This is a genomic window from Fibrobacter sp. (assembly GCF_045112255.1).
In the GTDB taxonomy this organism is placed as follows: domain Bacteria; phylum Fibrobacterota; class Fibrobacteria; order Fibrobacterales; family Fibrobacteraceae; genus Fibrobacter.
Window position 1 is genome coordinate 125,233 of the sequence record NZ_JBGUHR010000086.1, and the last position, 23,005, is coordinate 148,237.

Genomic DNA, 23,005 nt, shown 5'->3' on the forward strand with positions numbered 1-23,005 from the left:
CATGAATTTAATGTCTCATCTTATTGCGGGTTTTCCTGACGCTGAAACTTCTATCGCCATCGCCGACGCTCTTGTGAAGGGTGGCGCCAACATCCTCGAAATCCAGCTTGCCTTTAGCGACCCGAGCGCAGACGGTCCGGCCATCCAGACCGCCTCCACCATCGCCCTCGAAAAAGGCTATTCCACCAAGCAGGGCCTCGCCATCGTGAAGCAGATTCACGAACGCCACCCCGAAACGCCGATTTACATCATGACCTACGGCTCACTCGCCTTTACACCGGGCGTCGAAAATTTCGTCAAGATGTGCAAGGACGCAGGTGTTTCTGCATGCATCATTCCGGACTTGCCGTTTGACCATGACGAAGGCCTCACCGAAGCTTGCAAGAAGCACGGTCTCGAAAACATTCCAGTTGCCGCTCCGAGCATGACCAAGGAACGCCTCGAAACAATGGCTTCCGCCGGTTTCAAGTACATCTATGCCGCACTCCGCGCTGGTACCACCGGTAGCGAAACGACGATTGACCAGGACACGCTCGACTTTATCGACACGGTCGGCAAGCATGGCGCCAAGGTTCTCGGCGGATTCGGTATTCGCAATGGCGAACAGTCCAAGGTGCTTTCGAAGCACGTGTATGCTGTGGTCGCGGGTTCCGTGTTCGTAAACATCGTGCTTGCTAACGCAGACACCGCCGAAGGCCGCGCAAAGGCTATCGCCGAAATCGAAGCAAAAGCCAAAGAAATCGCCGGGAAGTAAAGCCCCGCGCAACCCCTCTTGGGATTGAAATTTGTCGTATGGAATTTATCCATACGACATTTTTTATTTGAATTTTACGGCAGTTCCGTAGGCGATGATTTCTGCGGAACCAGCCATCACCGAGGCTGTTGCAAAACGAACGTTGACGATTGCGTCGGCACCGATAGCAGTTGCTTCGCTGACCATACGTCCAATAGCGATATTACGAGCATCGTTAAGCATTTCAGTATAGCCTGCGATTTCACCACCCACAAGAGTCTTGAGTCCCGCAAATATATCACGCACAACATTTTTGCTAAAAACCACGCTCCCTCTTACCATTTGAAGCGTTTCGATTTCTTTGCCCGTGATATAATCTGTTGTATAAAGTTTCATACGTCCTCCAATTATAGGTCTAAATATAAAATCAATTTTTCACGCAACGGACAGAAAAAGCAATATCCTTGTTCTCACCAAGGATATCAGCAGAGTTGTTGCGGAAATACATGTCCATAAAGTACGAATTAGCGAAATAGACTTCAGTCGTGCTCCAAAAATACGCACTGCTATCCTGAAAACCGAAATGCCCATCGGCATCCCTGTAACCAGCCGGCAACGCCGCAAATCCGAAAGTATCCGCACCGTTGCCATTCTCCGTCCAGCCGCTAGTCGCTTTCAGCTTTAACGCAGCGATAGAACTGCCGCCCACCGCTTTTAGCAAAGCTTCAAATTCTTCCATGCTAGGGAGGTGCCAACCTTTCGGGCATACACCGCGAACGACCTCGCTTGCCTTGCAGTCCCTCGTATAACCGCAACCTTTGCCATCGGTACTGAACAATGCAGCGCTATCCATGGCGGCAGGCCAAGTATAAAGCCTCCCCAGCGTTTTGCATTTTTCCGGATCGTTATAGACGCAATAACTAGACGTATCGGCAACGCCTCCATTGAAAGACTTCAGATTATAGCGGTAATTCAGATTTTGCGCCATCCATACTTTGGAATAGCCCGTTCCTTCGGGAGCGATTGTCGTTGTACGATAAACTTGCCCATCGCGAAGATCGGTCAAAGTATTTTTTTCGGCATCGTAAATGCTTTCATCGCTGAAGGATATAGAAGAATTACCGCCACAGGTAACGCAAGCAAAAGCTGCGGCACCAAGAAACCAATTCAGGAGCTTAAAAAGCACCTTTGGGGGCGTAGATATTACAGACATGGTTACATTGAAAATACAAAATTGTACGCATCCCGCTTTTACACATTCTCCCCTTTCCCCAGTTTTTAAAATTTCTATCTTTTCGCTCGAAAAATTCATGAGGTAACTATGCTTTTTAATTTCGACATGATCCAGGCCACATACGCCCGCATTCCTGCACGCGTCGCTGTTGCCCGCAAGCAGCTTGGCCGCCCGCTCACTCTCGCCGAGAAGATTCTCTACAGCCACCTGATCGATGGCGCAGAAAACAGAACCTACAAGCGCGGCGCTGATTTTGCCGAATTCCACCCGGACCGCGTAGCCATGCAAGACGCAACCGCCCAGATGGCCCTCCTCCAGTTCACGACTGCAGGCAAGTCCCGCGTGGCTGTACCGAGTTCTGTGCACTGTGACCACTTGATTATCGCTCGCGAAGGTGTCGAAAAGGACCTCCCGCGCGCCAAGGAAGAAAGCAAGGAAGTGTACGACTTCTTGCAGTCCGTCTCCGCCAAGTACGGCATTGACTGCTGGCTCCCGGGTGCAGGCATCATCCACCAGGTGGTGCTCGAAAACTATGCATTCCCGGGCGGAATGATGATTGGTACCGACTCTCACACTGTGAACGCTGGCGGCCTCGGTATGCTCGCGATTGGCGTGGGCGGTGCAGACGCTGTGGACGCCATGGTCGGCCTCCCATGGGAACTCAAGTACCCGAAGATGATCGGCGTGAAGCTTACCGGCAAGCTCCAGGGCTTTGCAACGGCTAAGGACATCATTCTCAAGCTCGCCGGCATCCTCACAGTTAAGGGTGGCACGAACGCTATTATCGAATACTTTGGCGAAGGCGCTCGCAGCCTCTCCGCTACCGGCAAGGCAACAATTGCCAACATGGGTGCCGAAGTGGGCGCCACCTGCTCCACCTTCAGCTACGACGATTCCATGAGCCGCTACCTCCGCGCCACAGGCCGTGCCGACGTCGCTGACGCCGCCGACAAGATTGCCGCCGACCTCAAGGCCGACCCGGAAGTTGAAGCCGAACCGGAAAAGTACTTTGACCGCGTTGTGGAAATCGACCTCAACACGCTCGTTCCGCATTACAATGGCCCGTTCAGCCCGGACCGCGCATTTGCCGTGACCGACATGGCAGAAAGCCTCAAGGCTACCGAAACGAAGCCGGAATCTACTCCGGTCGTGAGTGCCGCCCTCATCGGTTCTTGCACGAACTCCAGCTACGAAGACCTTTACATGGCTGCCAACATGATCAAGCAGGCTCTCGCCAAGGGTCTTACCCCGAAGTGCCCGCTCCTCATCAACCCGGGTTCCGAACAAGTTCGCTACACTGCTGAACGCGATGGCCTCATCGACTTGTTCAAGCAGTTCGGTGCAACAATTATGACAAACGCTTGCGGTCCTTGCATTGGCCGCTGGGACCGTGCCGGTGCCGACAAGAAGGAACTCAACACGATCGTCCACAGCTTCAACCGCAACTTCGCCAAGCGCGCTGACGGTAACCCGAACACGCACGCCTTCGTCGCCTCCCCGCTCATGGCCGTGATTGCCGCCCTCTCTGGCGATATTCGCTTCAACCCGATGACCGACACCCTCGTGAATAACGAAGGCAAGGCCGTGAAGCTCGACCCGCCGGAACAGTGCGAACTTCCGCCGAAGGGCTTCGACGTGAAGGACGCTGGCTACCAGGCTCCGGCAGCTGACGGTTCCAACATCACCGTTTCCATCAACCCGACCAGCAAGCGCCTCCAGGCTCTCGCCCCGTTCGGTGCTTGGGACGGCAAGGACATCGCAGGCGCCCCGATCCTCATCAAGGCCAAGGGCAAGTGCACCACCGACCACATTTCTATGGCTGGTCCGTGGCTCAACTACCGCGGTCACTTGGAAAACATTTCGAACAACATGCTCATCGGCGCCGTGAACGCCTTCAACGGCGAAACCAACAAGGTGCTCAGCAACGACGGCAGCTACAAGGAAGTTCCGGAACTCGCCAAGCAGTACAAGGCAGCAGGTGTCGGCTCCATCGTAATCGGTGATGAAAACTACGGTGAAGGCTCCAGCCGCGAACACGCCGCCATGGAACCGCGCTTCCTCGGCGTGAAGGCCGTGATCGTGAAGAGCTTCGCCCGCATTCACGAAACGAACCTCAAGAAGCAGGGCATGCTCGCCCTCACCTTCAAGAACGCCGCCGACTACGACAAGATTCAGGAACAGGATGTGTTCGACATCGTTGGTCTCACCAAGTTCGCTCCGGGTTCCGAGTTCACGCTCGTTGCACACCACAAGGATGGCTCGGTCGATAACATCGCCCTCAACCACACCTACAACGAACAGCAGTGGGCATGGTTCAAGGCAGGCTCCGCCCTCAACTTGATCCGCGCCAACAACAAGTAAGCGATCCGGCGCATTCCCATCAACAGCATAGGCCATCGCGAGTGCGCCGCTCATCATCCTAAGCATTAAAAATCCATCGGAAAATTCGATGGATTTTTTTAGAATTTCGAAATTTTCAACTAATCCACAGAAACTTTAAGCCACTCTGTCACTTGATTGGCAATAGAGCGAACTTCGTCAAGAGAAAGCGATTCCTTTGCATTCGTAAAAAATTTTGGGAAACCGCTTTCATTTAAAATCCAATACTTTGAAAAATCCCTCGCAGGGTTCTCAATATACGCCCCAATAATAATCGCAACTTTTTGAACAGGATAATTCCGTCCACATAGCGACTCAAGTTTTTCAGAAATAAAGTTTGCTTCGCCATCCATTTGATTCAAAAGAGTTTTGCAAACACGCCCATTAAACAACAATCTACCATCTTGATACAAAAACTTATACCCCCTTTTTCTATCGTAATGTTTCGTCTCTATGGTAAAAATTCCACGAGTACTAATAATCAGATGATCGACATTGAAACAATCGCCACAAACATCGTGGAACACACGGACAGAATCACAGCTCAACTTATTTAACATTTCACCAACCAAACGCTCGCCTTCCATGCCCTTATAACAATTACGCATATGTTTAACAAGCTTTAAAGTCTTGCGAACAGAATAGATAATCAGGAGAACCGTGAATACAGAAAATGTTATCGCAAGCCCCAGTGTTATATCCCAAACGCCTAAGTAAAACAACCATATATACAACGTCAATAAAAAGAATGCTAAACACATTGTCAAAAGGCCATAAAACGATTCATAATCAGCATCAATTTTCTTTTGAAGCGATTCGCCTTGAACATGCGTACGAAATTTTTTTCCCATAATTACTCTTTTTCCCAGCTAAAGACAGGATAGCCGTCATTTAGGCCGGATTCATAGACAAATTCATCTCCGAGAAGTTTGGCAAAGTCTTTAGATTTCATTTCGTCCTCAGTTTTTGGCGTTGCGACTCCACCGCCGTTATTGAGGCCAAAAGGTTCCTGCTTGCCACGTTCTAGGTAGTAGTAATCAGCCATCGTGGTATTGTAGTTGTAGCCAATCATCAAACCAACTAGGGAATCTCCATCGACTTTACCGGTGGAATATGCAGAACTTGTAACGCCCTCCTGATTATACCCAACGATTCCACCAACATTCTGAGAGCCTGAGATATTACCTGTATTGTAAATCAAGTTGGTTGTTGAAAAATCAGCATTGCCAAACAATCCACCAACGTAATTTGTTCCTAAAATCGAAGCTACATTACTTATTGAACTTGCTTTTCCACCAAATGAGCCTGCAATACCACCAACATACGTCTCCCCCTGTACAGAGCCTTCATTTCTCAAATTTTTGAGGGTTCCACATTTGGCTGAATATTTGGAGCCTAGACCATAATGCCCACAATAACCAGCTAATCCACCTGTATTTATCCGCCCAATAATTTTACCATAATTAACCAAATAAGAAGCATCGATAGTAGTTGATTGAGCCCCCCCCCAAATACCACCCGTATATTTTTCACCTTCAACCAAACCATAATTTTTCGAATAAGACAACTTTATTCTATCAACAAATCCCAAAACACCACCAACATCAGTTTTTCCTTTTATGACGCCCCAATTACTTAAACTATCTAATACGTTTACATTGCCATAAGAGTCTTCTGTTCCACCAACAATTCCACCAACAGGACCATTTAAACTTGTAATACTTGCATAATTAGAGATTATTTTTACCGTACCTCTATTGTAACCCACAACTCCTGCTGTATATTTACCACCATACACCCAAGAATTGTCCACGGTCAAATTTTGCACGGTTCCCTGGCTATTTCCGAACAGCCCATTGTGCGTACTTGTCGTGTTAATGAACATGCCACTTATAGTATGACCGTCGCCATCGAAGTTGCCGTCAAAGGACACACTTGAATTACCGATAGGGGTCCACTTGTGAAGCTTCGCCGAATCAGCAACAAGAGCGCCCTTGCTGTCAATAACTTTTCCCTTGTTGAGCAAGATATCTGCACCGAGCTTGAAATACTTGCCGCTATAAGCCTTTTCACTCGCATTTACCAAGAAAGACAAGCGAGCAAGCTGTTCAGCCGTCAAAATGATGTACGGACTAAGCTTAGTTCCAGTACCACAGGCGAAATCCTTTGCGGTCGTTCCATCCCAAGGTTCACCCGACTCGCCAGAACAATCTTCTTCGTCAGATTTTTCCGTGGAACGGCTCGATGAACTTTTTTCATTAATTCTGCTACTGGAGCTGACCTTATTTTTCTTGGGACCATTTAAAGAAGCAGGATCATCATCTTCAGTTGACGAGACCGATTGAGAACAGGCACCGAGCGCCATCGCAATGCTCAAAATTCCAAATAGCACAAACCGCATAAGAAACCTTTTTTGCTAAATAAAAAATCTCATTACAAATATAAATATGAAATTCTATATGGATTCATTCACATACGACCGCACCCCATAAAAAAGGGAAATCCCCCGCATCTATTGCGAAGGATTTCTTATGTTTCAAATTTCTATTGTACTTTGTCTTGTCTCGGACAACTCTTGTCCGTAACGTGGCTCCGTTTTGGGAGCCGTCTATGCGTCGCATGCGCATTATATCGCTTTCTTTGGCGGTTTCAGCAACCTTGCTGAACGCTTTATCTTTCTTTTTAGCCATGACAGCCTCCTTAATGAATAAATTTAATATATTACCGTTAAATAAAAAAGGGTTTTAATATGAGAAAGGCTTACGCAGTTTTATTTGGCATGTTCATATTCGTCGCTTGCAGCGACGACAATCCGACATCGGGTCTCGACAATACTCAAACCACAAAACCATCAACTCAGTCAAATGTTGATATCGGCGAAGGTTATACGTTTGTGACTCCGTTCAGATTTGAGGAGAACACAAAAAAAGCATACGTAGGGACATACTCCTGCAATTACCACCCCGATACAAAAACTTTTGCATGGGAAGAAAATCTAAAATCACTAGAGCCCAGTTCATTTAGGGTTGTTGGAGATTCTCTTTGGATAGGACCAACAGAAAAACAAGTTTCTGAAGATCCCAATGAGCAACAGTTTCTTGACGCATACAGAAATGTTGAAACATTGTCTTTAAGCAATAACCACAACGGTATTTATGGTGTATGGGAACTTACCGGTTGCAAAAGGATTCTCGGCGAAACAGAAATAAAATGCACAAAATTCATTGCTAGCTTGAGCGGTATAACACGAACATTTACAATCACTCCAGACTCTCTATATAGCACGACTAGAGTGAGTATAGACAACGCAATTGAGCTTGGTGCAAATTACGGACATATTCTTGATGATAATTTGGGATTTGATATCGGGGACCTTTACATAGACTCTCTTTTCAAAACTCAAGTCATCAAGGAGATTTCACATCAAACTCCAAATCCAGTTGAAAGGTTTTCTTTTTCTATCGGTAATCAAGTTTTTGAAGTTGACGGCTATGCAAAATTTGATTCAACAGGCATGAATTACTTTGAAACTTTTTCAAGTAATGGTAAAACATGCACAAGACATGAACGTTTTGGAAATATCAACGAAAAAATGTGCAAAGAAGAAAGCGCAGAATTTCTGTTGAGCGATCGCGATAAAAGCGAGGAACAATTCTACTATGAAGAAGGTCCTGTAGAAGGCTTCAAAATGGACAACAGAGATGAGTATTACGAATGCACAAAATCTCTTGTCACAGAAGAAACGAAGAATTTACTAAGCCCATTTGCTAAGGTTCACAACAATTAATAGCATGCTCGAAATTTTCAAATTAATCATATCAGATGATCCACATATTTACGGGCTCTGCATTTTTTTGCCGAGCCTTTTGGCATTGATTTTTACGGTAAAATTCAAGGATCAAAAAAAGAAACTGAAAATTATTTTAGCGGCAATTCCGTCAGTTGTATTATGCTATTTACTTTTTGTCTGTTCCTTTACATTTATATACATTTTCATAATCTGTAGCGCACTCGCAATTTTGTTCAGTGCGTCAATTGCAGTCGGTTACTATTTCAGCAATAAGAAATTTATCCTTTGTCTCACAGCAATTCTAATCCTCCCCTGTTCTCTTTTGTTGCTCACGACTTTTGAGTATTACGAATTGAGGGAACCTTTCGGCTATATAAATGACAAAGCCTTGCCAGACAGTCTCTACAACGCTAATTATGACTACGAGGTGAAAATAAATCACGCTGATGCATGGGGCAATAACCATTACACCATCACTATGCGCGGGAAGCACGTAGCGGGTTCCAACGAAGATTCAATCGTTTATTGCAAACAATATAGAATGTGCGCCGGTGTAACGTTTGTTTTTGAAGATTCGGCAAGCCACGACACTCAATCTGTACAAGCAACACCGCGAAATATCTGCCAGTGGGAACCCTTGCCTCAAGAGAAAAAAGCAACGCTGATTCAACTCAAAAAATTGGCAGAGAAATATCGCAGGGAATACACACTGGGTTTTGCGTTGGACGGATACACATTTGGTATTGATATTTTAGACTTCAAAAAGAAAAAGATTCGTTCATTGGAACTCGGGAACACTTCGGAAAAAGTTTCCAACGCACTAGAAATCGTCAATCTAGGATTAACCTTAATTCCATTCAACGACTCTGCAGATGTAGAGGAAAAATGCAACGACCGTCTGCCTCAAATATTCGTAGAAATGAAGACGAATTCGGAGCATGATTCAACAAAGCAAGAAATACGAAAACCTGAACGACGCAGAGCCATGAAACGTTAATCTATTTTTTAGATTTGATGTCGAGGTTTTCTCCGTTTGTCTTTCGACTTAATTGAAAATATTCGCCGTCATGATTTCAAACGCCTGCTGCTTGCAGTTTCGGGCGGTTTGGATTCTATTTGCTTGGCGCATTATTTTATCAAGAACCTTGATCGGATCGGCATCGAATGGCTCGGCATTGCACATGTGCATCACGGGCTGCGCGAAGGGACGGCGGATCGCGATGCAAAATTTGTGGAAGAATTTGCAAAGTCGCACGACATTCCATTTTTCTTGAAGCGTTTGAATGGAGAGGCGCTGAAAGGTGCTGAAGGTTCGCTCGAAGAAAATGCACGAGACGCAAGGTATAAAGCGCTAACAGAAATTGTGAAAAGCATTGTCACTCTGGAGCCGACTGGCGATAGAGTCCATTATGCTTTGGATCCTATCGCCTCTGCGAGGCTCCAGGATGACAAAGAAGAAGGGAGGTGCCCGCTCGGTGGCGGGCATGACAAAGGACCTTCGGCTTCGTTACACTCCGCTCAGGATGACATTTCTCTCGTCTCTCGTCTCTCGTCTTTCGTCTCCTACAACCCTATCGCGATTGTAACGGCGCATCATGCGGGGGATCAGGCGGAGACGATGTATATGCGGATCAAGCGCGGAACAACGCTTGCCGGGCTGCGCGGGATTCAAGAAGTAAGGGCGATTCAGGACAAGAAGGAGATGCCCTCCCCATACGCGGATCATGCTCACATAAGTGCTAAAGCACTAAGTGATCAAAGAGATCAAGGCGGGCATGACATTCCCTGCATTCTCATCTATCGTCCTTTCTTGAGCGTCACACGTAGCGACCTCCTCGCGTATGCTCGCGAGAATGGTTTAAGCTGGTGCGAAGACGAGAGCAATGCGGATGTGAAGTTCGCACGAAACAAGATTAGGCACGAGTTTTTGCCGAATCTGGAACGCGAATGTCCGGGGGCAATCAAACAGCTTTGCAAGATTGCGGGGCTTGCCGACAAGGCGTATGCGAAAGTGATGGCAAAATGCTCTAGATCCTTCGACTTCGCTCAGGATGACACAAGGGGATTCCCGCTTACTTCGACTTCGCTCAGCACAGGCTCTGGCGGGAATGACAAGGATCCTTCGACTCCGCTACACTCCGCTCAGGATGACACGTCTCTCGTCTCTCGTCTTTCGTCTTTCGTCTCATTAGACAAGAAAAAACTCAATAAAATTCTACGCGGATACGCGAACGCGGATCTGTCCGAATTGTTCCGGTTATGGCTCACGGAAAAGGGATTTCGGTTCCCGATTGGATTTTTCTACGGCCCTAAGGAGCCTGCCCACGTGAAAATTCCGGTCCGGGCGGTTTACCGCAGGCGTTCCATCGTCAAAATAGCGCATACTGTCTGGATTTGCGAGTTCAAGGACGCGCTTTCAGCCGCAAAATTTGTATCTTGCGAGAAGAAAGAAAAGGATTATAATGAATCAACCTAAGAAGCCAGCTCCGTTTAAGAACAAGAATTTTATCATTGTTCTCATCATGCTCCTCATGCTTTTCGTCATGTTCCCCATGACCGGGAAAGATTCCAGCAAGGATATCACCCGTACCGAATTTTTAGCCATGATGGGCGACTCGACCAAGGTCATTACTGAACTTACACTCCAGAAGACTCCCGATGGCGTGATTATCGAAGGCGCTTATGAGATGTCCCCGGAAGAAATTGCCGAGGCCAAGAAGGGCCAAAGCGCGCTCGCCAGGTTCACTCGCAATAGCACCGACACCAAGAACAAGCATTTCAAGAGCCACATGCTCGAGATTTCAAACGAGCAGATTTCGACTTGGGAAGCTTTCAAGAACGTGAAGGTCAAGGTCATTCACGAATCGACCACCTGGATCGATACACTCGTCGCATTCTTGCCCGCCATTTTGCTGATTGCGTTCTTCTACATCATGATGAGCCGTCAGATGGGCGGTGGCGGTAAGAGCCCGTTCTCGTTTGGCAAGAGCCAGGTGCGCCAGCTGAACTCGCAGAAGAAGACGACGTTCAACGACGTTGCCGGTTGCGACGAGGCCAAGCAGGACTTGCAGGAACTCGTTGAATTTTTGAAGGACCCGAAGAAGTACGACAAGCTCGGCGGCCGCATCCCGAAGGGTGCTTTGCTCGTTGGCCCTCCGGGCACGGGTAAGACGCTCCTCGCCCGCGCTGTTGCTGGCGAAGCGGGTGTACCGTTCTTTAGCATGTCCGGTTCTGACTTCGTGGAGATGTTCGTTGGCGTGGGTGCATCCCGCGTACGTGACTTGTTCGAAACAGGCAAGAAGAACGCTCCGTGCATTTTGTTCATCGACGAAATCGATGCCGTGGGTCGCCAGCGTGGTGCAGGTCTCGGTGGCGGTCACGACGAACGCGAACAGACATTGAACCAGTTGCTCGTGGAAATGGACGGCTTTACCGCCAACGAAGGCGTGATCTTGATTGCAGCCACGAACCGTCCGGATGTGCTCGACAAGGCTCTCCTCCGCCCGGGCCGCTTTGACCGCCAGATCGTGGTGGGCCTCCCCGACCTCAAGGGCCGTGAAGAAATTTTGAAGGTTCACTTGAAGAAGCGCAAGGTGCCTCTTGGCGATGATGTCGATGTGAAGGCGGTCGCCAAGGGAACTCCGGGACTTGCCGGTGCAGACCTCGAAAACTTGGTGAACGAAGCAGCGCTCCTCGCCGCAAGGTTCAACAACAAGAAAGTGACGATGCTCGACTTTGAAGAAGCCCGCGACAAGCTCAGCATGGGTGCAGAACGCCGTACGCTTCTCATGACCGACGAAGAAAAGCGCCACACCGCTTACCATGAAGCAGGCCATGCCCTCATGACGCTTCTCTGCAAGCACTCGGACCCGCTCCACAAGATTACGATCATTCCTCGCGGACGCGCTCTCGGTGTGACCATGAGTTTGCCCGAACGCGACCAGGTCAGCTACAGCCGCGAATACGCCGAAGAACGCATCATGATCATGATGTCTGGCCGTCTCGCCGAACTCATCTTCTTCAACCACCAGAGCACGGGTGCAAGTAACGACATCCAGCGCGCTACTGAACTTGCCCGCAAGATGGTGACGGAATGGGGCTTTGACGAAGAAATCGGACCGGTCTGCTACAGCCGCGCCGATGGCGAAGTGTTCCTCGGACGCGAAATCAGTAAGCCGAAGGAAATGTCTGAAATGATGGCCGAAAAGATCGACAACGCCATCAACAACTTGATCAAGCGCATGGACAACAAGGCAAGGCAACTCCTTGAAGAAAACAAGGACAAGCTCACCGACCTCGCCGAAGCGCTGTTTGAATTTGAAGTGCTCGACCGCGAAGAAATCGACAAGGTCATGGCTGGCGAAAAGCTCACCGGTACAAAGAAGAGCCGCCAGTACAAGGCCATGGAAGAACTCGCGAAAAAGCGCGAAGAAGAAAACACTCCGCCGCCTGATCCGGGTGACCAACCGCCGGTAGCCCCGATTACCGACGTGCAGCCAGCCCCTGCTTCAGGCAACGAAACCGCTACAAATTCTGTGAAGGAAAACGAATAAGGTCGCTCAATGCTCCGCTCTCTATTAGAATCTAATCGTGCAATCTCTTGGAAAATTGGAAACGACATCATTCCAGCTTCGAGGATGCCGCTTGTCATGGGTATCGTGAATGTGACCCCGGACAGTTTCTTTGATGGAGGCAAGCATAACTCGCCCGAAGCCGCTTACGAACACGCAATTTCGTTGGTGGAACAAGGCGCCGTGATTCTCGATATCGGCGGTGAAAGCAGCCGTCCAGGAAGCGCCCCCGTAAGCGTCCAGGAAGAACTCGACCGCGTATGCCCCGTCGTCGAAGCGCTCGCGCAGACCGCAACCATTTCGGAAGACCTCGACAATCCGGGATTCCGCAAGTTCTACATCTCGGTCGATACGGTCAAGGCTAAAGTTGCCGAAGAATGCATGAAGCTCGGTGCGCACATCATCAACGATATCAGCGCCTGCATGATGGACCCGAAGATGATCGAGACCGCCGCAAGCACAAAGGCAAGCGTGGTGCTGAACCACATGCGCGGAAACTTCGGCACGATGCAGCAGGACTTCAAGCCGTACACGAACGTGGTCCAGGAAGTTCAAGAAGAACTCTTGGCACAAGTGAAAAAGCTCCTCGATGCAGGTGTCGAAAAAGAACGCATTTGCATTGACCCGGGTATCGGTTTTGGAAAGACTGTTCAGGACAACATTGACTTGATGAAGTCCGTGGATGTAATGCTCAAGGACGGCTACCCCGTTTTGATAGGCACGTCGAGAAAGTCCTACATCGGAAAGATGCCTGGGCTTGAAACAAGCGATAGACTTATCCCGACGGTGACCGCAGACATTATTGCAGCCCTTGGCGGTGCAAGCGTTATCCGCGTTCACGATGTCCGCGAAGCAAAAGAATCACTTTTATATTTGGAGGCATTGAAGTCCCATGACGCTGTTTAAGTTATTCGGCATCATTGATGTTCGCATGGCTGACATTCTGGACGTTCTCCTCATATCAGTCATTCTCTACTATATTTTCTTGCTGTTCCGCGGAACGCGTGCAGCACAGATGATTTTCGGTGGCTTTTTGCTCATTCTCGCATGGCTCATTGCACAGTGGTGGGAACTCCATACGCTCGTGTGGATGCTCAGTAACCTCGCTACGCTCGGTATTATCGCCATCGTGATTTTGTTCCAGCCCGAAATCCGAAGCGCACTCACGCGAATCGGCCAAAGCGTGAGTAAGGTGGACCTCAGAAATATTCTCTTCCACGCGAGCGGTCTCGATGACATCGCCCAGAAAATTTGCTCTGCCGTTCAGGACTTGGCAAAGACAAAAACTGGTGCGCTCATCGTGCTTGAAAAACGCGTGGGCCTCAAGAACTACGCAGACACGGGTGAATACCTCGATGCACGAATCAGCTCTAGACTTTTGCGCGCTCTGTTCTTCCCGAATTCCGCATTGCACGACGGTGCTGTGATTCTCAACTGCAAGTCGATTGTCGCCGCAGGCTGCATTTTACCGATGCCGGCAGGTAATGCCGAAGGCGATGCAGGCTATGGCATGCGCCACCGCGCCGCAAAAGCTCTCGCCGCCGAAAGTGATGCACTCATCATCATCGTTTCCGAAGAAACAGGTAAAATTTCTACCGCTTACAGAAACAACCTGAGACGCGGCCTCACCCCGAAAGAACTTAAAGCCGAAATTTTCCGCCACTGGCACGACCTCTTCAACGAAGTGATTGAAGAAGAACAAACCGAAGGCGAAAACGAAGCTGTCGAAAACAAGGTGTAATTTATGGCAAACAACGAAAAGAATTCTACGCAGAACGCACAAAATACACAGGGCAATGCACCGAAGAAAAAAGGGAAACGCAATCTCGTCATCCTGATTTTGATGTTCCTTTTGCTCATCTGCCTTTTTATAGTGCAGTGCCAGCTCAACAAGGTCAAGCAGCAAGCGCTTGAAGAGCAGAAGCTTTCGGAACTAGCGCTTCGCCAGCAGCAGATTCTTGATAGCCTCCGCGCAGAACAGGCCAAGGCCGACAGCTTGAAGGCTCTCGAAGATGCACGAATCGCAGACAGCTTGCGCATCGCAGACTCCATCCGCACGGCAGATTCGCTCGCCGCACTCCCAAAAGTTCCGGCAATCAACAAGGACAGTATCCGTGCCATACGCAAGTTCCGCAGGGATAGCCTCGCCCGCGTTAACGACTCGCTCGCACGTATCGAAAAAGACCGCCAGGATTCCCTGAACAAGGCCCGCTATGCCGACAGTCTCCGTAACTCGGACAAAGTCCCGCCCACCGCCGAAATCACGCCGCCTGCAGGCCGCTACTACGATCCGATCAAGCTCAAGGTCAAGTGCGACGAAATCAAGTGCAAGACATTTGTTTCCATCGGCGATACGCTCAACCCGCAAGACGCAAGTAAGCCCATCGATTACAACAAGACCGGTTCCGTATTCTTCTACGCAACCGACTCCGTCGGTAACCGCACCGCCTGGGAAGAAGCCAAGTACGACATGGCAAGCGACAACATTTGTGGCAAGAACGCCTACCCCGTTCCGGTCGGCTCAAAGACCGTCTGCGTAGACGCTTACGAATACCCGAACCAGCCGGACGCTACGCCTAAGGACATGGTAAGCCAGGAAGAAGCCGCCCGCATTTGCGCAAACGAAGGCAAGCACCTCTGTACCATCGACGAATGGCAAGCCGCCTGCCGTGGCAAGGACGGATTCAAGTTCTCCTACGGTAACAGTTACAAGCAAAGCAAGTGCAACACCAATACTAAGGCAGCCAAGAGAAGCGGCCGCAAGACGCAGTGCCGCAGCTGGTACGGCATGTACGACATGAACGGCAACCTCTGGGAATGGACAGCCTCTACAAGCAAGCAGCACCCGGACAAGTTCCTAGTCGCAGGTGGCGCATGGAACACGAACAACGAAAGTAGCTGTTCCGTAAGCAAATTCAGCTTCTACCCGCAAAACCAGTACCCGAGTGTCGGTTTCAGGTGTTGTAAATAACTCACCGTTAAAACAACATTACATAGATTAGTTAACTCAACTGGAAAAAATTATCTAATTTAAAAGCATGAAAACAAAACTTTTACTCTCCGCTCTTTTACTTTCTTCGTTTACGTTCTTCGGCTGCAACAATGAAAAGCCCAACTTTACGGGTTACTGGAAAGGCGAAGCCGACATGATTTTCGAAGTTCTCACCGAAAATAACGTTGATTACACCATCAGAAACGTAAACGGCGACCTCACGGCCAAATACGAAGACAACGCTCTCCGTGGCAAGAACTCGCTCAACATGGACATTTTGATGCGCGTGAAGGGCGACTCCGCTTACTATGAATTCGGCGAAGACGAATCTGGCAAGATCGTGACAGGTTACATGAGAATCTCGAAGGACGAATACGACAAGATTTTCAAGGCTCAGTCCGAAGCAAAGAACAGCTATAACTAATAGCGAAACGGCCGGCAAAATGCAACAAATTTAAAGCTGAATGCTGCCGCGAGATGTCCGCGTTTTTAATGCAAGAAACCCCGGTTTAAAAGCCGGGGTTTCTCATTTTTATCGTCATTAAAACTTAACTGGATCCTTCGCTTCGCTCAGGATGACAGAGAAATAAGGCGGGGATGACAATGTAATACGGGAGTGCCGCAAAATGTATAGATACTTCGACGCGCTGCGCCTGCTCAGGATGACACGTCGTGTCACTTCTTGAGTGCGGACAGGAATTCCTTGAGGCGGGAGTCCTTCGGGTTGTCGAAGACTTCTTCGGGGGTTCCGTCTTCCTTGACGTAACCATCAGCAAAGAAGAGCACACGGTTTGCGACTTCGCGGGCAAAGCTCATTTCGTGCGTCACGACAATCATCGTCATGCCAGACTTTGCAAGGTCCTTCATAATCTTGAGCACCTCGCCCACCATTTCAGGGTCCAGAGCACTCGTCGGTTCGTCAAAGAGGATCGCTTCGGGCTGCATTGCCATCGCGCGCGCAATGGCGATACGCTGTTGCTGACCGCCCGAAAGCTGTGCCGGGTAATGATCCGCACGATCCAGAAGACCTACGCGCTTCAACAGTTCACGCGCACGAATTTCGGCTTCAGCCTTGGACAAGCGACCGAGCTTTACCGGTGCAAACATGATGTTCTTGAGGGCCGTCATGTTCTTAAACAGGTTGAACTGCTGGAAAACCATGCCAACGCGCTCGCGAATCGAAGGCTTCGAAACATCCTTCGCCAAGATGCTCTTGCCATCCAAAAGGATATCGCCGCTCGTCGGAAGCTCAAGCAAGTTCAGCTGGCGCAAGAACGTTGACTTGCCACAACCAGATGGGCCAATAATTGCGATTACGTCACCGCGATGGATATCAAGCGAAATGCCCTTGAGGATCTGCTTGTCACCGTAAGATTTGCAAAGGTTCTTGACCTGGATTAAAGTTTCTGCATTAGCGTTCATTTTTCTTCAACCTCTTTTCAAGTTTTGCAACACAAGCCGAGAGCCCGGCGACAATGATAAAGTAAATAGCGGCCACAGCAAGGAGCGGGAGCATGGCTTCGTAAGTCATACTGCGGATGATATCGCCACCGCGAGTGAGATCGGTAAGGCCAATGTAACCGCAAATGGACGTTTCCTTGATGAGCGAGATAAATTCGTTCGTGAGAGCCGGGAGCGAGTTCTTGAACGCCTGCGGGTAAACGATGTAATAAAGCACCGTGCGGAACTTGAGGCCAAGGCTGCGGCCCGCTTCAATCTGTCCCGGGTCAACGCCCTTGATACCGCTGCGGATAATTTCGGAAACGTATGCGCCGGAGTTGATGCCGAATGCGACAATGGCGACGAGAATCTTGTTGATGTTCACCGATGAGAAGACTATGTAGTAAATGATGAGGAGCTGGATCATCATCGGCGTACCGCGAATCACGGCGAGGTAAGCCTTCGCAAACCAGTTCAGTACCTTGAAACGACCGTTAAATTCATTGCTCGTGCGAATCTGCGCAATCACAAAGCCAATCATGATGCCGAGGAGAGCAGCAAAGAACGAAATCACGAGCGTGTTGCGGAGACCTTCAACAATAAACTTCCAGCGGGAATCCTTTACGAAATTCTTGTAGACATGGTCGCCAAAGCTTTCTTCGCTTTGAACGGCCTCGTCACCGCGGACAATCACGACGACTTTCGAGAGCGTATACGGAGTCGTGAAGTTGATGGACTTCTTGCGTTCTTCGGTAACGGTGAATCCCGAGAAACCGACATCAGCCTTGCCCGATGCAACCGCATTGATAATCGCGTCAAATTCAATGTCCTGGATTTCGACCGTACGTTTGAGGTAGTCGGCGATGTAGTTCACGATTTCGATATCGAGACCGACAATCTTTGTGTTCTCGTAGTATTCGTATGGCGGGAATTGAGCGTTGGTCGAAACCACAAGCTTCGGGCCTTCGGTCACTTTCTTCTGGTAGTGGTAATTGCCCGAACGGTAAATGTACGTATTGAAGAGAGAATCGTAAACGCCGTCCTTCTTCATCGCTTCAAGCGCCTGGTTCACAGAATCCAAAAGCGCTTCGTTGCCCTTCGCGACAACGCCTGCGTACATTTCTTCGACGAAGACTTCTTCGAGAATGCGGAGCGACGGATTCTGGAGCACGAAAGCCTTAGCGGGCTGGTCGTCACTCATGACCGCATCAATCTTCCCCTGCATCAAGGCCTGCACAGCATCGGCAAGCTTCGTGTAGCGTTCGACATCAATTTTTGCCGTATCGCCACCAAAGTCCGACGCATAGATATCGGCGGTGTTGCCAATCTGTACGCCCACTTTTTTGTGGCCGAGATCGCTGATGGAATGAACCCTGTTGGGGATGACGGTCTGTTTCTCGCTTTGGCACGATATAAGCGCGAGCGAGAACAGAGCAATAAGAAGAGGGAGATATAACTTTCGTATCATTTTCTAACCTTAATTAAAAGTTAGTTAAAAGCCGAAAGTTTGGGAACCCTTGTGAGTTTTATTTAATATATCAGCTTCATTTCGTCAATGACGAGTGTCGCACCCTTTGTACCCTTGTAATGGTTGCCATCGGCACTCGATGCAAAAACCACGCGGATATGCGTCACGGATTCGTCGCCTGATCCCTGCACCAAGCCATTGTTGATGGCGGACTTGTTCGAGGATTCAAGTTTCGTGTTGAACGTTGAAGAATTCTCGATCGGTGAGCCTGCGAGCGGTTCGCCGTACTGGAGCTTGAGACGGAGCGTACGCATGCCATTTTCGTCCGGTGCCGAGACGCTCACGACATCCGGATTCTCGCGACCGGAATTATCGGCCTTTGTGGAACGGAACCAAGCGGAGGCGACCAACTTGTTCACGTCGCCGGACTTGCGGTTGACATTCTTGTCGCCGGTGCGATTTTCAAGAAGGATGTAAATGTCGCAGCTGTCGCCTTTACCTTCGTAGCTGAACTTGACTTCCATGAATTCTGGACGAGCGTTAAAAGGCTTACCGAAATCCAAAAGTTCATTGCCATCGGGCCATGTCGAAGAACTCGCCATTGAAAGAGTGCCGACGCCTTTGGGGTTGAAATCTGCTGTGTAGAGGCTGCCGCTTGCCGTTTTTGTAAGAGCGCTACTCGTTTGAATTTGAGCACCAATCATGGAGCCAGACGTGATTTTTTCCGTCGTCGTCAAAATGGTATTGGCATTGCCCCAAATGGAATCAGGTGTGACTTCATCACCTTTCCAGGAATTGAAATTTGATCCCGGCAATTGGTAGCCTGCCTTGACGGTGAACGTTTCTGATTCGTCGTTTGCGTTCGTGACGGTCACTTGAATGCCCATGCCAAAGTCGTAAGACTCGCCCACTTCGACATTGGCGGTAGCACCTTCTGAAAGTTCCATTTCAGAAAGTTCAAGCGTTGTGAGATCAGTGCGGAAATCCAGATCGTCCACGTGGAATGTTTTGCGTTCTGCATCAAATTCAGCAGGCTTGCCTGCGATGGATAGCGAAAGAATGCGCGGAGCTGGGCTTTCACTTATAGAATCGCTGGAACCGAGCGATTCATTATCAACGCTAGACGACGATTCAACAGGTTTGCCATCTTTAGAACTGCTAGACACGAATGAACTACTGCTAGACTTGCCGGAGCTGTTGCCAGCCGAGCTACTGGAAGTCGAGCTACTGGAAGTCGCAGACTTTACCGAGCTGCTGGATGTTGCTTTTTTTGCAGAACTGCTCGACGTTTTCTTTGCAGAACTACTAGAAGCACTACTAGATGTAGCGTTTTTCCCAGAGCTGCTGGACGTTTCAATTTCAGGAACATTCAAAATCAGCTGCCAAATTGATTTCATTCCACTTTCGGAAACTACAACAACGTAAATAACATGGCTAGATGGCACCCGAATTTTATCACCAGGTTTCAACGCTCTCGAATAGGAAACCTTCTCAGCCAAAGAATCCAATTCCAATGAATCCTCAGGAAATTCTTTTACTTTATCATCAACCAAATAAAGCGATGCAAAATGGCTTAAGTCGATATTTTCAACAACTATGGAATCCCAAGTTTCAAGCGATTCAGGAGGCGCAACAAAATCAAATTCCATGCGATGTTCTGCGGCATACACCATGGAAGATCCATCCTGTTCTGTAAATGAAATTTCTTCCAGATTGCGGTAATCCGAGACTCCCAAAGTATCGTAATCTGCAGAGCAGCCATTCAATATCGCAAACAATCCAACGAAAACGATCGACAGCGCAGCACTATTTAAAAACTTCACCAGCATTACACACTCCTAGAAGAAATACACCAACGAAAAGTCAAGTGCCAACAAGTTTATCTTAAAATTCACAATATTGTACGAAACCTTACTACGAGTTTCATCATTTTCTTCAATCGTCATCCACGAAGAGTTCAGCCCCAAAAGACCTACAGATGTTTCAAATGCCAGCCTATCCAGAACCATTATGGAAAGCCCCGGATTAATACCAAATTTAAATGTCCAGCCGTGATTTTTAGTTTTCGAGACATCCTCACCATCATCCGACTGAGAAATTCCATAGGAATATTCCACAGTAAGAGATGTTTCGTTGAAAAAATAAATTGTCTTGGAATCAAGGACTTTCAAATAATTCTTGAGGAAAGGCTGAACAAAAAATCCATTGCTTAAATACTTACAACGCTGCTTAATATCGGCAAGATCTTCGAGAATCGAAAAATCAACATCGGCATAGGTACGGCTATACCCTACACGGGCGCCAATTGCCATTGCATCGCGAACAAAATATCCGCCAAACGCTTCTGCGGTGAAGGTGTAGCCTTCGGCCTTGTAGATATCGCCAAAAATGATATTTAAGGCATCGTCATCAGAGCTACCCTGAAGCAAAAAGAGCGTGGCTCCAGTTTGAAAATTCCCGCGATGAATCGCTTCATCTTCTTCAACAGGGAAAAGACTTCCAAGAAGCCCTCCTTTTTTAGCAGGCTTCGGAGAATCAGCATATGAGGCTGAAAATGCAAGTGCGACAAACGTCAGAAAATAAATGAAAAATTTTGACCTTAATTTCATAAGGTCAAATTTAAAAAATCATAAAAACCAATTATATAGAATTTATATTACAAAAAAATTCCCATATAACAAAATAACATGGGAATTTCTTACAATTTTATTAGGTATTTACTTTTCAAAAGAACATTTTCGGGCAGGAGTTTCCCAAGCCCCCTACAATCCGACCCTACAATTTACTATCTTTGGCGCCATGCTTAATGTTTCTAATGTCAGTCTTCAGTATGGTAGCCGTGTCCTCTTCAAAGAAGTGAACCTTTCCTTCAAGAGAGGCAACTGCTACGGTGTCATCGGCGCAAACGGTGCCGGCAAATCCACATTCCTCAAGATTCTTTCGGGCGAACTCGAACCGAACACGGGTGAAGTCACGAAGGACCCGGGCGAACGTATCGCCGTTTTGAAGCAAGACCACTTTGCTTACGAAAACAACACTGTCCTCGAAACCGTCATGATGGGTTTCCCGGAACTTTACGAACTTGGCAAGAAGCGCGACGAACTTTACGCGCTCCCTGAAATGACCGAAGAACAGGGCATGCAGGCCATGGAAATCGAAACGCGCTTTGGTGAAATCGGCGGTTACGAAGCCGACTCCAACGCAGCCGTGCTCCTCAAGGGGCTTGGCATTCCTGAAGAATTCCACTACAACTTGATGTCTGAACTCGATGGCGGCCAGAAGATCCGCGTGCTCCTCGCCCAGGCTCTGTTTGGCAACCCGGACATTTTGCTCTTGGACGAACCGACGAACCACCTTGATTTGGAAACCGTCGGCTGGCTCGAAGACTACCTCGAACGCTTCGAAAACATCGTGATTGTGGTGAGCCATGACCGTCACTTCTTGAACGCCGTCTGCACGCACACTTGCGATATCGACTACGGCAAGATTAACATTTACGGTGGTAACTACGAATTCTGGTACGCAGCAAGCCAGCTCGCCCAGAAGCAGCGCAAGGACCAGAACCGCCGCGCTGAAGAAAAGATCGAAGAATTGAAGGCATTCATCCGCCGCTTCGCATCGAATGCCGCTAAGGCAAAGCAGGCCACTAGCCGTAAGAAGCTTTTGGACAAGATGACCGTCGAAGAAATGCCGGCATCGAGCCGTAAGTTCCCGTGGGTGAACTTCAAAATGGACCGCGAACCGGGCAAGATCGTGCTCGAAGTCAAGAACGCTACAATTGACGGCGGCGACGGCATCATCTGCAAGGGCCTCAACTTCTCGCTCGGCAATCAGGACAAGGTCGCACTCGTCGGTGAATTCGATACGCTCAAGACGGCATTCTTCCAGCTCATTGCCGAAGAAACCAAGGCTCCGGAAGGTGTGCTCAAGTGGGGAAACACCATCAGCTACAACTATTTCCCGAAGAACAACGACGCTTACTTCAAGACGGACTTTTCCCTCGTGGATTGGCTGCGCCAGTACAGCAAGGAACAGGACGAAACGTTCATCCGCGGATTCCTCGGCCGTATGCTCTTTACTGGTGAAGAAGCCCTCAAGAGCGCAAACGTGCTCTCCGGTGGTGAAAAGGTGCGCTGCATGCTTTCGAAGATGATGCTCTCGAACGCAAACTGCTTGTTGCTCGACGAACCGACCGCTCACCTCGACTTGGAAGCCATAACCGCTTTGAACAACGGCCTCAAATCATTCCAGGGTCCGGTCATCTTCTGCTCGCAGGACCATGAATTTGTTCAAACGATCGCAAACCGCGTCTTGGAACTCACGCCGAATGGCATTGTTGACCGCAGCATTACCTTCGACGAATGGCTTGAAAGCAAGAAGACCAAGAAGAAGTAAAAA

Annotated in this window: 20 protein-coding genes; 11 read left to right on the plus strand and 9 right to left on the minus strand. The window is 48.8% G+C overall.

The annotated features are described in order from the left end of the window. Position 1: 1 nt before the first annotated feature. Positions 2–754: a tryptophan synthase subunit alpha gene (trpA, locus tag ACJMM9_RS11855; protein WP_405327181.1), complete on the plus strand. Its 753-nt coding sequence runs from the start codon at positions 2–4 to the stop codon at positions 752–754. A 63-nt stretch (positions 755–817) separates the two neighbouring features. Here trpA and ACJMM9_RS11860 read toward each other — a convergent pair whose 3' ends face one another. Beyond that, entirely contained in the window at positions 818–1,129 is a 312-nt protein-coding gene (locus ACJMM9_RS11860; protein ID WP_088639534.1) for a YbjQ family protein, read from the minus strand. A 31-nt stretch (positions 1,130–1,160) separates the two neighbouring features. Then, positions 1,161–1,946: a fibrobacter succinogenes major paralogous domain-containing protein gene (locus tag ACJMM9_RS11865; RefSeq protein ID WP_405327185.1), complete on the minus strand. Its 786-nt coding sequence runs from the start codon at positions 1,944–1,946 to the stop codon at positions 1,161–1,163. Positions 1,947–2,054: 108 nt separating this feature from the next. Here ACJMM9_RS11865 and ACJMM9_RS11870 point away from each other — a divergent pair, with 108 nt between their 5' ends. Further along, a complete protein-coding gene (locus ACJMM9_RS11870; protein WP_405327187.1) occupies positions 2,055–4,328 on the plus strand; it encodes an aconitate hydratase in 2,274 nt (757 codons plus the stop codon). 119 nt (positions 4,329–4,447) lie between these two features. Here the strand turns inward: ACJMM9_RS11870 and ACJMM9_RS11875 are convergent, their stop codons facing one another. The 3 genes from ACJMM9_RS11875 to ACJMM9_RS11885 form a co-directional block, all read right to left on the minus strand. Further along, a complete protein-coding gene (locus ACJMM9_RS11875; RefSeq protein ID WP_405327190.1) occupies positions 4,448–5,197 on the minus strand; it encodes a nuclease-related domain-containing protein in 750 nt (249 codons plus the stop codon). 2 nt (positions 5,198–5,199) lie between these two features. Next, positions 5,200–6,738 carry a hypothetical protein gene (locus ACJMM9_RS11880; RefSeq protein WP_405327193.1) on the minus strand — a complete coding sequence of 513 codons (1,539 nt, stop codon included), beginning with the start codon at positions 6,736–6,738 and terminating at the stop codon, positions 5,200–5,202. 73 nt (positions 6,739–6,811) lie between these two features. Then, positions 6,812–7,036: a hypothetical protein gene (locus ACJMM9_RS11885; protein WP_405327196.1), complete on the minus strand. Its 225-nt coding sequence runs from the start codon at positions 7,034–7,036 to the stop codon at positions 6,812–6,814. Positions 7,037–7,095: 59 nt separating this feature from the next. Between ACJMM9_RS11885 and ACJMM9_RS11890 the strand changes: the two genes are divergently transcribed. The 8 genes from ACJMM9_RS11890 to ACJMM9_RS11925 all read left to right on the plus strand — a co-directional run bounded on the left by ACJMM9_RS11890 (position 7,096) and on the right by ACJMM9_RS11925 (position 16,123). Beyond that, entirely contained in the window at positions 7,096–8,133 is a 1,038-nt protein-coding gene (locus ACJMM9_RS11890; protein ID WP_405327199.1) for a hypothetical protein, read from the plus strand. A gap of 79 nt (positions 8,134–8,212) precedes the next feature. After that, positions 8,213–9,133 (plus strand): hypothetical protein, encoded by a 921-nt coding sequence (locus tag ACJMM9_RS11895; protein WP_405327202.1) that lies wholly within the window; start codon positions 8,213–8,215, stop codon positions 9,131–9,133. Between the two features lie 36 nt (positions 9,134–9,169). After that, positions 9,170–10,612: an ATP-binding protein gene (locus ACJMM9_RS11900; RefSeq protein WP_405327204.1), complete on the plus strand. Its 1,443-nt coding sequence runs from the start codon at positions 9,170–9,172 to the stop codon at positions 10,610–10,612. Next, positions 10,599–12,689 carry an ATP-dependent zinc metalloprotease FtsH gene (gene ftsH, locus ACJMM9_RS11905; protein WP_405327207.1) on the plus strand — a complete coding sequence of 697 codons (2,091 nt, stop codon included), beginning with the start codon at positions 10,599–10,601 and terminating at the stop codon, positions 12,687–12,689. The genes ACJMM9_RS11900 and ftsH overlap by 14 nt, the downstream gene beginning before the upstream one ends. Before the next feature lie 9 nt (positions 12,690–12,698). Continuing rightward, complete coding sequence (gene folP / locus ACJMM9_RS11910; protein ID WP_405327210.1) at positions 12,699–13,613, plus strand: dihydropteroate synthase; 915 nt, start codon at positions 12,699–12,701, stop codon at positions 13,611–13,613. Then, a complete protein-coding gene (cdaA, locus tag ACJMM9_RS11915; protein ID WP_405327214.1) occupies positions 13,600–14,448 on the plus strand; it encodes a diadenylate cyclase CdaA in 849 nt (282 codons plus the stop codon). The genes folP and cdaA overlap by 14 nt, the downstream gene beginning before the upstream one ends. A 3-nt stretch (positions 14,449–14,451) precedes the next feature. Then, entirely contained in the window at positions 14,452–15,678 is a 1,227-nt protein-coding gene (locus tag ACJMM9_RS11920) for an SUMF1/EgtB/PvdO family nonheme iron enzyme (RefSeq protein WP_405327217.1), read from the plus strand. Between the two features lie 67 nt (positions 15,679–15,745). After that, positions 15,746–16,123 (plus strand): hypothetical protein, encoded by a 378-nt coding sequence (locus ACJMM9_RS11925; protein ID WP_405327220.1) that lies wholly within the window; start codon positions 15,746–15,748, stop codon positions 16,121–16,123. 251 nt (positions 16,124–16,374) lie between these two features. On the opposite strand, the gene ACJMM9_RS11930 is transcribed toward ACJMM9_RS11925, so the two are convergent. The 4 genes from ACJMM9_RS11930 to ACJMM9_RS11945 form a co-directional block, all read right to left on the minus strand. After that, positions 16,375–17,121 carry an amino acid ABC transporter ATP-binding protein gene (locus ACJMM9_RS11930; protein ID WP_405327222.1) on the minus strand — a complete coding sequence of 249 codons (747 nt, stop codon included), beginning with the start codon at positions 17,119–17,121 and terminating at the stop codon, positions 16,375–16,377. Further along, the gene (locus ACJMM9_RS11935; protein ID WP_405327225.1) at positions 17,111–18,607 is read right to left on the minus strand and encodes an ABC transporter permease subunit; all 1,497 of its coding nucleotides are present in this window, start codon (positions 18,605–18,607) and stop codon (positions 17,111–17,113) included. Before ACJMM9_RS11935 ends, ACJMM9_RS11930 begins: the two co-directional genes overlap by 11 nt. 62 nt (positions 18,608–18,669) lie before the next feature. After that, positions 18,670–20,436 carry a PCMD domain-containing protein gene (locus tag ACJMM9_RS11940; protein ID WP_405327228.1) on the minus strand — a complete coding sequence of 589 codons (1,767 nt, stop codon included), beginning with the start codon at positions 20,434–20,436 and terminating at the stop codon, positions 18,670–18,672. A 9-nt stretch (positions 20,437–20,445) separates the two neighbouring features. Beyond that, positions 20,446–21,216 (minus strand): hypothetical protein, encoded by a 771-nt coding sequence (locus tag ACJMM9_RS11945; protein ID WP_405327231.1) that lies wholly within the window; start codon positions 21,214–21,216, stop codon positions 20,446–20,448. 190 nt (positions 21,217–21,406) lie between these two features. On the opposite strand from ACJMM9_RS11945, the gene ACJMM9_RS11950 reads away from it, so the two are divergent. After that, positions 21,407–23,002, plus strand: coding sequence for an ABC-F family ATP-binding cassette domain-containing protein (locus ACJMM9_RS11950; protein ID WP_405327234.1), 1,596 nt, complete (start codon positions 21,407–21,409; stop codon positions 23,000–23,002). The last annotated feature ends 3 nt before the right edge of the window (positions 23,003–23,005 follow it).